This is a genomic window from Levilactobacillus suantsaiihabitans (assembly GCF_004745505.1).
GTDB lineage: Bacteria > Bacillota > Bacilli > Lactobacillales > Lactobacillaceae > Levilactobacillus > Levilactobacillus suantsaiihabitans.
The window spans coordinates 1-12,010 of sequence record NZ_RKLX01000002.1 but is presented as its reverse complement, the minus strand read 5'-3'; the positions used below and the strand labels follow the sequence as shown (position 1 = coordinate 12,010).

Below are 12,010 nucleotides of genomic sequence, written 5' to 3'. Positions count from 1 at the left end.
GCGGGGTGGCCTACATAGAAAATGCGTGATGGAAAACGTTATCTTGGCATAAGTGAAACTAACGTGAAACTCACGCCTCAAAAAGATTGATTCAATTTCTTAACCATTCCCCACAGCGTTAATCTGACCAGTTATACTGAATCTCGTTAGCGTTGGTGGGGCGTGAAGAGACCGCCTGACCAACATAGAAACACCAAGCTTAACGCAACTGGGAGGAAGATGATTGTGAGAAAATCAATGGAAACCAAAACACACTATAAGATGTATAAAAGTGGCAAGAGTTGGGTATTCGCCGGCCTAGTCTGCGGCGCCCTGTTACTGTCGGCGGGCGTGACCGCGCAGGCCGATGAACAGGCCGCTGCGACCACGGCTTCGACCGTGACGGCGGTGGCCTCGAGTGAAAGCACGCCGACCGTCGCCGCGACGACCGAACCAGACGCGGCGGCGACTAGTGCCGCACCGGCCAGCACCGCGGCTACGGCCGACACCACACCGGCCGCGACCGCGGATACAACCGCAACCACCGCGACCCCCGCGCCAGCGACCAGCCCGGAGCCAATCGGTACGACCAAACCCGCGGGAACGGTCGATGACGTCACCACGCCCGATAACGTCGCGGCATTACCAGTGGTCCCCGCGACCCCAACCACACCAGCGGTAACCGTGACGCCGACTAGTGCCGCGGACCCAGTGACGGCCGCGCCGACGACTGAAGACCCAGCCACGCCAACGACCGACAACGCCGTGGGCACCACCAAGCCCGCAGGCACCGTCGACTCGGTCACGGCATCCACCGCGGCCACTGACACCGAACCGGTGGGGACGACCAAACCCGCGGCCACCGTTGATCCCGTGACGCCGACTACGGATACCTCGGCGGCCACAACCACCACGCCAACGACTGACGACCTCGTGGGCACCACGAAACCGGTGGGCCTACCTGATTTGGTGCTGACGGATGCGCCAACGCTGACTAAGCCGGTGACGGGGTTGAGCACGGCGGTGACGACCGCGACCCTGGCGGCGACTAGCCTGGCTGCGGTGCCACTGGTCCAAACGGAAGTGGCCAAACCCGCGACCACGCACCTATCGCGGTACCCCGACCTGATGTTGATCGACCTGTGGATGCCTAACCGTCAGCTCCAGCTCGCCGTTTTCCGGGCGTTGAAGCAGCTGCCGAACCCGGGGAAGACCTGGAAGCACCTGTCGGACATTGACCAAGAGGACATGTTGTTACTGAAGAAATTGGTGGTGAACGGCCAAAATGGCGTCGACACCCACATCGACGGCCACACGCCATTTTCACTGTTGGGGCTGGAATTTGCCACGAACCTGGAAGAACTGGTCATGACGGTGGACCGCACGCAAAATCCTGGGTGGACACACGGCGACATCGTGGACGTGACGCCGCTGATGATGTTGACGCAGTTGAAAAAATTAGACCTGCGCAACAACCGCATCAACAACGTGTGGCCGCTGAGCACGCTGGTCAATTTGACCTCGCTCAAGCTCGCTAACAACGCCATCAACGATTTTCGGCCGTTGAACAAGATCCCGGGCATCGCGCACTCGGTCAAGAAACACCCCGGCCAGCTGATCTTCATGCCGCACTTGACGGTCGAGCCTAGCAATACCGAGCCGGAAATGCACATCACCTGTTACGACTTCGACGGCAGTCTGCTTCAGCTGTTCCATCTCGGGGAATACCAAGAACTCCTGTCATCGTGGGACGGCCAGGAAACGTATCACGTGTACCATGCGGCGGATACGTCGGTCGATGCGTCGACCATGGGCTTCCCCACGGGGTCGGGCGGGCTCTTGTATTTCCAATTACCAACACAAAAACCGGGCAACACGACCTGGGAAAATCCCAACGAGCCCAACAAACACGTGGAACCGCTGGCCAATTACTACTACATGATTGGTCAAGGCGTCCTGGGCGGCGTCACCTGTTTCACGGTCATCCGGCCGTATGACGTGCAGGCCGCGCCGGAAACGGTGGGGACGGTCACGGTCCATCACGTCGACCAGGAAGGCGAAACGATTGCGCCGGACCAGGTTCTGCCGACCGGTAATCTGGGGGACAAATACACCACGGCACCGGTCACGGTCAACGGCTACGTTTTACAAAGCCGACCGACCAACGCCACCGGGGTCTGGGGCACCGACGACATTAGCGTGACCTACGTCTATGCCTTGGAAGAGTCTGACGCGGAGATTCCGGAAGAGCCTGGAATCCCGGAAGAACCAGAGGAACCCGGCATGCCAGAGAAGCCAGAAGTGCCTGGTGAACCGGACAAACCGGAAGTTCCAAGTGAACCAAGCGACCCAGAAAAGCCGGTCGACCCAGATGCACCGGAAACGCCAGGTGGCGGGGATGCCGACCCGGGTGCGCCAGGAGATGGTGATGACAGTGCCGCTCCCGAAGAACCCGGGAAGCCAGGTGAGCCGGGGAAACCTGGGGATGGCGGCACGACCCCAGCGCCGACTCCAACGCCAACCCCAACCCCACAGCCGGGCAATCCCGATGGTGGCAATGGGGGGGCGGGCACGACGCCAGGCGGCGGTGGCGATACGTCAACCACCCCAGCGCCGAACCCGCAACCTGGAACGCCGGGTGGCGATGGGGCCACCACGACGCCGACCCCACCAAGTACGCCCGGGGGCAGTGGTGACCAGGGCGTGGGACAACCCGCACCAACTCCCGCACCGGTAGCGCCGACGCCCAGTCAACCGACTGCCCCAACGGCACCCGTGACAACGGGCGACGCGGGTGATCAGCCGGCGACGCCACAACCAACGCCAACGACCACGGGGACCAGTGCGCCAGCGACCCCAACGTCACTGGGCAGTGGCGTCAGTCACCCCGCGACGCCAGCCACCAGCCCGGCCCAGCCAATGGTTGATTTGACCGCGCCACTCAGCGGACCGGTGACGGACCAACCCGCCCCAACGGCCGCGACGACCTTGCCGCAAACGGACGACCAACCGACGTCTGCGGTCTGGGGCGTGGCATTGTTGACGGGGATGCTGGGGTGGCTTGGCTTGAAGCTGAAGCGCAAGCACCGCTAAGGACTAGTTGATGGTCAGTCTTTGATCGACCGCAGCCACACTGTTTTGGCGGTGTGGCTTACATAGAATTAAAAAATACCACCAACGTTCCGCCAATCCTGGCAGTAACGTTGATGGTATTTGTGTGAATCGGTAATCCTTTTAGCGAGATTAGTCTAACGTCTCAACGGCATCGGCCAGAGTATCTGCGAGGTTACTGCTTGCTTCGCGGATGTCCCAATCGTCATTGGGGTCGTCGCTTGCCGCAATCGTTTCAGCGAGTTGGTCGCTCATGGCGGCTAACTTAGCGTTGGTCACAGAGCTGAACCGACCTTTGAAGCTAGCTGTGGCCTGAAGGATAGCCTGTCCGTCTTTGGTGGTGTAACCGGTGATTTCTTGAATAGCAGACGGTAGGCCACTGGAAGAATAAGCATTGCTAGTCGTAATATCCTTAAACGCCTCTAAAGCGTACGATTGGTCGTCAGAAGACATCGACCGCACCGCCGCTAAGACGTGCTTGATGTCTGACTTCCGCCGGGCCAAGGCCTTGGTGTTGACCTTCTTCAGGTTGCCTTTCCAGATCCAGCCCTTCACGTTGCCGCGCTTGTTCTTGACGTAGTAGTAAGTGGCCGTCTTGCCGTTACGCTTCTTGAGCTTCGCGGACTTGGTGGCGTAGAAGGTAGTCTTCAGGTACTTGAAGGCTTTGTGGGCTTTCTTGGTCAGCTTCTTGTTGGCGTAAATGTAGCCACCCTTGGCGTGGTAAGCCGTCTTCTTCAGCTTCTTGGTGCTGAGGACCTTGGCTGCCTTGGTCTTAGCCAGTGCGGGTAAGGTCGTGGTCGGCAAAGATGAGACGCCCAGGCTGAGGGCAACGAGACTCACGGCGGTGGTTTTGATTAATTTGTTCATGGTTTCTCCCTTCATTTATGTAGACGTAAAATTACTTTTTAATTATATCATTATAAAGCGGGGAGGGGACGACTTTTTTGCGGGATATCTGTTAAATTAATGGCAGAGAGTGGTGGGTCGGGATGGCGATGGTTGATGGGCAGTCGGCCGGACGCAAAGCCCAATCGAGAAAGCCACCAGCAACCGCGTGTCAGCTAAACGGGTGGTTGCTGGTGACTTTAATGTTAGTCAAGATATTATGCTAATTCTTCGTAAATAGCTGATTGACGGTTCGCATGTCGGTGGTGCCAGTAGCAAGGCGACTGGTTGCAGGTAACCACCACCGGAGCGGACGGTAAGGCGGCCAGTATGAACAACGTAAGGCGGCCAGCCCAACCTAGCTACCCCACATGCGGATGTTCCAGCACCTTATCCGGATAGGCCTGGGCCACGTAGGCCGTGATGGCGTCGATCATCTTCGCCGTCGATGGCGCCTTGGCCTGCTCGGAGTTGACGACCAGACAAATCGTCCGGTAGAAGCGCGTGTCGAACGGGTAGACGTTGACGTTACCACTGACGCGTTCCAGGGCCAGTTCGGGCAAAATGCCCATGCCCATGCCGGCCTCGACCATGGCCAAGATGGACTGGTCGTCGATGGAAAAGCGCAGGGCGTTGGGCCGAATCTGGTAGTGGTCGAGGGCAGCCTTGGTGTCCTTGTCGTAGTCGCCGCGTTGGAGGATGAAATTTTGATCGACCAAGTCGGCGGCCGTGACTGTAGTCCGGTTGGCGGGGATGAAATCGGCTGGCGTGATGCAGTAGATCTCGTCTTTGACCAGCGGCAGGACCGTGAGCTTTTCGGCCACCGGCAATGCGGATAGTCCCAGGTCGAGTCGGCCCGTTTTGACCGCCGCGGCGATGTCACTGAAGCCAGCCTGTTCCAGGTTGATGGCGATCTGCGGATAGTCTTGCTTGAACTGGCGGATGATGGGTGGCAGCCAGGTGATGCAGACCGAGGAGAAGGCGCCCAGCCGCACGGATCCGGCGTTGAGGCCGTTAATGTTGGCGGCGGCCTGTTGGAGCCGGTCCTCGGCGTTGATGACGCCCTGAATCAGCGGGAGGACATTTTCCCCGTCCGGTGTCAGTTCCACGCCGGTCCGGTTGCGGATGAACAGTGGAAAGCCCAGTTCCTTTTCCAGTTGGTTGACGGAGTGGCTGATGGCTGAGGGTGTGACGTTCAGCGTTTGGGCCGCTCGGTAAAAGGTTTGTTCTTGCACGATAGCTTGAAAGACGCGGTAAGCAAAAGGTAACATCGACGACACCCCCGAATTTAGTCAGATGAATGAGATTCAAGTAAATTGAAAATAGGTGAACACGCTTGTTCATTACCCGTATTTTAGCATAAGCGCGGGGCCAGGGGAACGGTCGACTGGTGGTTGGGGCGGTGAATTATCGGTGGGGCCGCTGCGGAAAAGGGGGCACGCCGGTGAGTCAAAATGCTGCGGGTCACGTGTCATCGCCCGCGCTAGTATGTATCCGCAGCGTGCGCAAAATTACCGTGAGGAGCGCAATGCCCGGCCCATTGATAACGCCCCCACCACCCTTGGTAAAGATGAATAACATTCACGTAATTTCCAGATAGTTGACCCAGCTTTTCGCGCACCGATATTCTATCATGAACGCAAGGTTAGCGGCAGGGGTTGGCCCCGCCCACCAAGAATTTCGAGAAAGTTGCGGCAGCCGTGGCTGTCAGAAAGGTGTGATGACCATGTTGAAAGATTTGTTGGCGACCCGGGCGAACCCGGATGTGCCGTCTGCGTTGAGTGGCTTGTTTACCCAGGATGCGGATCCCAGCGCGATTTCCTTTGCGGCGGGGAGCCCGAACGAAAGTCTGTTTCCGGTGGCGGCGGTCCAGCGGGCCTTCAATACGGCGATTGCCAAGCAGGGCGCGCACCTGTTTCAGTACCAAAATCCCCAGGGCAACCCGGCGTTGCGGGCGAAGTTAGCGGCGCGGATCGGCAAATGGGGCCAGGTGACGACCACCGCCGAGCACGTGGTCTTAACGGTCGGCGGGCAACAGGCCATTGAGTTGGTCGCCAAGGCCCTGTTGAATCCGGGCGACGAGGTGGCCGTGGAGGTGCCGACCTACGTGGGCGCGCTGGCGGCCTTAGACCTCTATCAGCCGACGTATTACGGGGTGGGCCTCCAATCGGATGGCATCGACTTAGATGTGCTGGAAACGACCTTAAAACGCCATCCTGGCATCAAGCTGTTGTACACGGTGCCCGACTTCCACAACCCGACTGGCATCACCATGAGCGTGGCCAAGCGCGAACAGCTAGTCGCTTTGGCCAACCGCTATGATTTCATCATCCTAGAGGACTCGCCATACCGGGACCTGGGCTACGAGCAAACGCCGCTGCCGGCCATCAAGAGCTTTGACACCGAGGGCCGCGTGGTCTTCGTCTCCAGTTTGTCAAAAATCCTGATGCCCGCCTTACGGACCGGCTGGTTGGTGGCCGACGACACGCTGCTGGCCGCCATCATGAAGGTGCGGCTGGCCAGCGACCTGGAGGCGACCGGCGTGACCCACGCGGCCATCGACGCCTACCTGACGACGAACGACCTGGACGCCCACGTCGACGTGCTCAAGGACCACTACCGCGTCCAGTGCGCGGCGATGGTGGCGGCGTTGGGCAAATACTTCCCGGATGAGGCGACGTTTACCACGCCCGCGGGCGGCTTCTTCGATTGGGTCACCTTGCCTAAAGACATTGACACCGGTGCCTTACTGCGCGAGCAGATCTCACCGACGGCCCACGTTAGTTACGTGCCCGGCACCAACTTCTACCCGAACCGCGACGTCCACAATAGCCTGCGCCTGTGCTTCAGCGGCTTGACACCCACGGTCATCGACGCCGGCATCCACCGGCTAGGCGACCAGGTCAAGGCCGCCGTGCATGAAGCGAAGCCCGTCGTGTAAAAATAAGGAGCACCACGGCAGTGATTGTCGGGGTGCTCCATACATAAGCAGATTATTTCTTAATGACAAGTGTCTTATTACCGGTGATGTAGTGGCCGTTGGCTAAGACCAGTCGGGTGGTCAGGTGGTGTCTTTCGATGCCCTTAATCTTAAGGACGCTGCCGCGGCGGTAGTGCTGGGTGGCCCGGCCAGACAGATCGACGTGGCGGTAGGCGTTGATGCCCCGCGGACTGATTACGCGCACGGTCGTCGGCTGTTTCTGGTAGTAGGTCGGCGTCACGTAGGTATCCTTGGCGGTGATGTAGCCGCGTTGGCCGTCAGTCTTGGCGGTGTGGTTAACGTCACGCACCTGGTAGCGCAACAGGCCGTTCTTAGAATGGGCGTAGCCGGTCACGACAAATTGCGGCCGCTGCGTCCGGGCTTGCTTGGCGTACCAGTGCAGGCGGTTGGCCTTGGTAAAGGTAGCGTGGCGGTAAAGCCCAATCTTCTTGGTGGCCGTGACGGCTTCCCCTTTGACTGCGACCGGAGTGCCGGTGGCGGGTTCGGTGCCGGATTCGGAAGTGGACTCACTGTTGGTGGATTCGGCTGGTGTCGTGGAAGACGTGTCAGGGATCGTAGCCGGTTGGTCTGGCTTAGCTGGCGTCTTAACGTAGTGGTAGGTGAAGTTATAATTGTAGGCTTCTGGCTGATCATCTTCAACGCGTACAGGAACTTTATGATCGTTAGGATCTTCGGTCACCGTTTTGGCCGTGTAGCCGGGAATGTCACGACTGGCTTTGGCTAGGGTGGTGGTAGTCAGACCGTTGAATATCTGAGGAAGCATACCGTTGTATTGGCTATAGTTATTACTTTGGTTTGGACTTGGATTTTCATATTTCTCGAGATAGACCCTTAAGGTCATTGCCGGTTCCCCTGATATGGGTTGGTGGCTATCTTGGTCTTCAAAGTTAATTGTGATGGTAACTGGAACAGATTCCACTGTTGTGGGAAAGTGTGCTAGCGAAGGGGCATATTGGTTAAAGGTTACTACAGATGTGTCGTCAGTGTACCCCCAGCCAGTAGTGGGCTCCCCAACCGAAAAGTTGCTGTCTTCTTTATACTTGAATTCGTAGTTCAGTCTATATGTATCGGCTTTGTTTAAGTCAAAGTAAAAATTCTGGATTTGCAGAGTAGTAATTGATGTATAAGGGTGTTTTTGCGGTTTTTGTATGATAACGTCCGGGTGTGAACCAAGAAGAATGGGAAAGGGGTTGTTATCTGAATCGTAAAAATAGTTACTCTTAGTGTCATTATTGGAGGATCTGGGAAAGAGGGAGTGTCCAGATATATCTCCATCACGGACCTCTTGTAAGTGAACAACGGATGATTGCGAGTTTACGTCATCCGCCCGGGCAACGCCTAAATCTCCCAAACCCAAAACAAAGAATCCCGTCAAAAACAGCAGTACAAACTTGAACTTAAAATCCTTCACAATGAAACGCCTCCTCAATTAGGGCCAATTTATCTCTACAACGATATTATACGTTGTTTACGCCTAATTGAGAATGGAAATGGTTAACTTAATTAATTTCTCGCTAGTCGACTGACCAGCTGAACTAGCATAACAGGCAAAAAAAGCGCTCAGCAATCACACACTGAACGCCAGCTACCTAACTAAGCAATATGGGTTAGCGCTTACCATCCAATTCCCACCACAGACTATCCAGATCCGCATACGTCTTCAGCTGCTCTGACTGAACAATTTGTCGGGCGCCTTCAGGAGTATACGAATCGGCGGTGCTGGTGTTGGGCCGAAACGGCAAGCCCTGGTCAACGACGCTTTGTTTCAAGAAGAGGGTGATGGCGGTGGTTAAATCTAGCCCCAGCCGCTGAAAGACTTGTTGCGCGGCCGCCTGTAAGTCGGCGTCGACGGTGATTTGCAGGTACTCAGAATCCTGGTGCTCAGATGAAGTGGTCATGGTTGGGTCCTCCTTGTGTCGCTAGTGTACCACGGTCGCCACCCTACCTGGGAAAATTTAGCCGCAGACTCTCTGGAACTGTGACGGATTCAGCCGCCACATTTAGCAGTGGCATAACGATACCCGACTACCGTCACCCCAACATCAATCCATCCACCAGCAACACAATCCACCCACTAATAAGGAAAGAATCCACCACAAAAAGTCCCGTCACCCAACCAACCGCCGCTCCCCAGTACCCCTAAGCCGCCACACACCGCCCAACGTGCTAGAGTAGTCCCAGTACCAGAAAGAAGGCAGCCACATGGCCCAAAACTTTGAAATCAGTCCGGATCCCTACGCATTCGGTATCTGGAACTACCGGGAATTGCCCTTGATCTACAGCCGGTATCAGCAGTACTGTTGCCTGACCTACCCGCGCGACTGCCAGGCCTTCACCGCGTATGCCACCTACTTTACGCGGATGCACTACGCCAGCGAGGCGGTGCCTGTCCTCGACGATGACCGCCGCCGTGACTGGCCGCCCAGCGCAGCCAACAGCCTCTTCAGTGAATGGAATCTTCCGTACCTGCAGCAGACGGGGAAGGTGACCAGCAAAACGGAACCGCAGATCCTTCAGTACCGCGTCTGGCACCTGACCATTTGGGACTACTGGTTGACCCTGCAGCCGGAAAATGACACCTGGGAAGACGCCGAGAACACGGACTTCATGGTGGGGGATGCCGACGCCTTGCCCTTGCCGGAGGTGGCCAATCGCATGTCGGCATACCTAGCGTGGCTGAAGCACCAAGACCAGCCGTTCCCCAACTACGACAACTTCCTGTACTGGTACTGCCAGTCCAGCGTCTTTATGATGTTGACGGGGTGGCAATACCAGTTGCGGGATCACACGCCGGCGACCTTCGCCAAGTTCCTGTCCCGGCAACAGGCGACCTTCCTCGACCACGTCCGCACCTACCTCAGCGTCGTGAACACCGATGTGAAGATCTGGAAATGAGCGCACACAAAAAGGCCGACGAATAAAATTTCGCCGGCCTTTACCTTAAAGAAGTTAGTCGTTTCCGTTCTCCGCGGAAGCGATCACTTTAAGGTAACAATTTCCTGTTGCCAAAAAGCATCACCCCCTTTCATTTGATGCCTCGAGTATGAACCCCCGGCCACGAGAATGCAAGGATTGTGTCTTGACCCAACGAACCGGCCATTGATGAAGCCCCCAACCTTAATCGCGCATTAATCTTTACCACTTCTAAACAGTTTAAATCGACCTTAAGTCAGCCATAACCTTGTGGTTGAGCTGTTCACAGTAAATTTGTTCATGTGACAAAAACATTACAGAAGGCCGTTTATTGTTTCAATCCAACGACAAAAAGGGCATAATCCTTGTTTCTCCGCAACTAACGGGCTATACTAATAGTCGTAGTTAGGGGATAGCTAAACGAGTTAGTGAACTTAAGAAATAAAATTCTTAACAAAAGCGCTAACTTCGGTTATACTATTCTTGCTTGATAAATTACATATTTTATGTTTGGAGGAAGAAATACTATGCAATCAAGTTTAAAGAAATCTCTTTACTTGGGTCTCGCTGCATTGAGTTTTGTCTCAGTTGCTGCCGTTTCAACTAACGCATCAGCTAAGTCATATGCCAAGGCTGGCGCTTACACCAAGTTAACCGCTGCTGCTACCGACCGTAACGTCGAGGCAACTGGTACTAACGCTTTATACACTAAGCCAGGTACTGTTAAGGGTGCTAAGATCGTCGCTTCTAAGAAGGTTATGGGCGAATTAGCAACTTCCAAGAAGTCAGCTAACTACTTCCGTGCTTACGGCCAAAAGGTTACTAACCGTGGTTCTGTTTACTACCGTGTTGTAACGATGGACGGCAAGTACCGTGGTTACGTTTACGGTGGTAAGACTGAAGGCACTTTCGCTGCTGGCGTTAAGAAGGCTGACACTACTACTAAGGCTACTATGCCTGCACAAACTACTGTTTACTTTGCTAACCCTGGTAAGACCAACGTTACTTGGACTGCACCTAAGTACACTCAATACAAGGCATCCAAGAATGTTGTTAACACTACGCCATTTGCTGGCGACAAGTTAACCATCACTGACGCAGCTACTAAGACGCGTGAAGGTTCTCTTTACTACTATGTAAAGGATGAAACTCACCCATCTGTTAGTGGTTGGATCTACAGCAAGGCTGTTACTACTGATGCTAACGTTGCCTACAACCAAGCAACTGATGTAAAGGTTAACTTTGTTGCATCTGATGGCACCGTTGTTACTTCTGGTGTTTTGAAGGACCTTTTGAGTGATGTTGTTTCAGATGGTACTATTACTAGTGGTGCAGCTGCTAATGCTGCGGGTACCGCTGTTGGTAAGGATGCTAATGCTAAAGCTAACGCTGTTACAAATGGTAACACTTGGCTTGAAAATCAATTAAAGGGTACTGGTTACTCTTACATTGATTCTAACGCTAACACTGCCGCATTATTAGCTGCTAAGACTGGTGATACTGTTACTATTTCTGTTAAGAAGGGTGACACTGTTGCTACCAACATTACTGCTTACAAGAACACTTCAGCTACATCTGTTGATAAGTTAGTTGCTAAGACTGCTACGAACACCGCTGCTACTTCAACTGACGATCAAAGTTTGATTGTTCAATTCCCAGCGTTCACAACTTCCTTCAATGGCGTTGACGGTGCTGCATACACTTCATCCGATGTTCAAACTAACCTTACTGCAAACAAGGCTATGACTTTGTACTCAGTAACTTATGCACATGACAAAAATGGAAAGGCTGTTCCTAAGGATTCCACGAACGCTGTTGGTAAAGATGGCAACCCTGTTTCTGATTCTAATCCTGCTGCATACTTCTACACTGTATACACGTTCTCAAATGCTAAGTCTGGTAACTACAGTGCTACCACTCCTGCATCTGCATACTACAACTTCAGTGAAAAGAGTGGTGAAGCTCCAGTAATCAACGCTGGTAGCGGCAGCACTAACAGTAACTGGGATGCATCTGCTTCTAACTAATTAACTTTTAATTCTTAGAAGTAAAAGTTTTAGGCTCTTTGTCAACCGGTGTTGATGGGGAGAATTTGAGAGGTTCAATTCACTTACGAATTGG

8 protein-coding genes are annotated in these 12,010 nt (G+C 54.6%); 4 read left to right on the top strand and 4 right to left on the bottom strand.

The features are described from left to right. Positions 1–225: 225 nt before the first annotated feature. Positions 226–3,072, top strand: coding sequence for a MucBP domain-containing protein (locus EGT51_RS01695; protein ID WP_167850116.1), 2,847 nt, complete (start codon positions 226–228; stop codon positions 3,070–3,072). Positions 3,073–3,222: 150 nt separating this feature from the next. On the opposite strand, the gene EGT51_RS01690 is transcribed toward EGT51_RS01695, so the two are convergent. Continuing rightward, on the bottom strand, positions 3,223–3,957 hold the full coding sequence (locus tag EGT51_RS01690; protein WP_135367077.1) for a hypothetical protein: 735 nt from the start codon (positions 3,955–3,957) through the stop codon (positions 3,223–3,225). A gap of 380 nt (positions 3,958–4,337) precedes the next feature. Then, positions 4,338–5,246: a LysR family transcriptional regulator gene (locus EGT51_RS01685; RefSeq protein WP_135367076.1), complete on the bottom strand. Its 909-nt coding sequence runs from the start codon at positions 5,244–5,246 to the stop codon at positions 4,338–4,340. A gap of 455 nt (positions 5,247–5,701) precedes the next feature. On the opposite strand from EGT51_RS01685, the gene EGT51_RS01680 reads away from it, so the two are divergent. Continuing rightward, entirely contained in the window at positions 5,702–6,916 is a 1,215-nt protein-coding gene (locus tag EGT51_RS01680) for an aminotransferase-like domain-containing protein (protein WP_135367075.1), read from the top strand. Between the two features lie 52 nt (positions 6,917–6,968). On the opposite strand, the gene EGT51_RS01675 is transcribed toward EGT51_RS01680, so the two are convergent. Both EGT51_RS01675 and EGT51_RS01670 read right to left on the bottom strand, forming a co-directional pair. Next, positions 6,969–7,817, bottom strand: coding sequence for a DUF5776 domain-containing protein (locus EGT51_RS01675; RefSeq protein ID WP_135367074.1), 849 nt, complete (start codon positions 7,815–7,817; stop codon positions 6,969–6,971). Between the two features lie 766 nt (positions 7,818–8,583). After that, positions 8,584–8,874, bottom strand: coding sequence for a type II toxin-antitoxin system RelB/DinJ family antitoxin (locus tag EGT51_RS01670; protein ID WP_135367073.1), 291 nt, complete (start codon positions 8,872–8,874; stop codon positions 8,584–8,586). A gap of 304 nt (positions 8,875–9,178) precedes the next feature. Here EGT51_RS01670 and EGT51_RS01665 point away from each other — a divergent pair, with 304 nt between their 5' ends. Together EGT51_RS01665 and EGT51_RS01660 are read left to right on the top strand one after the other, a co-directional pair. Then, positions 9,179–9,871: a hypothetical protein gene (locus EGT51_RS01665; RefSeq protein ID WP_135367072.1), complete on the top strand. Its 693-nt coding sequence runs from the start codon at positions 9,179–9,181 to the stop codon at positions 9,869–9,871. A 545-nt stretch (positions 9,872–10,416) separates the two neighbouring features. Next, positions 10,417–11,916, top strand: coding sequence for a hypothetical protein (locus EGT51_RS01660; RefSeq protein WP_135367071.1), 1,500 nt, complete (start codon positions 10,417–10,419; stop codon positions 11,914–11,916). The last annotated feature ends 94 nt before the right edge of the window (positions 11,917–12,010 follow it).

Bases quoted from the DNA above. Each gene is read 5' to 3' on its own strand.
- EGT51_RS01675 (WP_135367074.1), bottom strand. From the start codon at position 7,817: ATGACCTTAAGGGTCTATCTCGAGAAATATGAAAATCCAAGTCCAAAC.
- EGT51_RS01680 (WP_135367075.1), top strand. From the start codon at position 5,702: ATGTTGAAAGATTTGTTGGCGACCCGGGCGAACCCGGATGTGCCGTCT.
- EGT51_RS01670 (WP_135367073.1), bottom strand. From the start codon at position 8,874: ATGACCACTTCATCTGAGCACCAGGATTCTGAGTACCTGCAAATCACC.
- EGT51_RS01665 (WP_135367072.1), top strand. From the start codon at position 9,179: ATGGCCCAAAACTTTGAAATCAGTCCGGATCCCTACGCATTCGGTATC.
- EGT51_RS01690 (WP_135367077.1), bottom strand. From the start codon at position 3,957: ATGAACAAATTAATCAAAACCACCGCCGTGAGTCTCGTTGCCCTCAGC.
- EGT51_RS01660 (WP_135367071.1), top strand. From the start codon at position 10,417: ATGCAATCAAGTTTAAAGAAATCTCTTTACTTGGGTCTCGCTGCATTG.
- EGT51_RS01685 (WP_135367076.1), bottom strand. From the start codon at position 5,246: ATGTTACCTTTTGCTTACCGCGTCTTTCAAGCTATCGTGCAAGAACAA.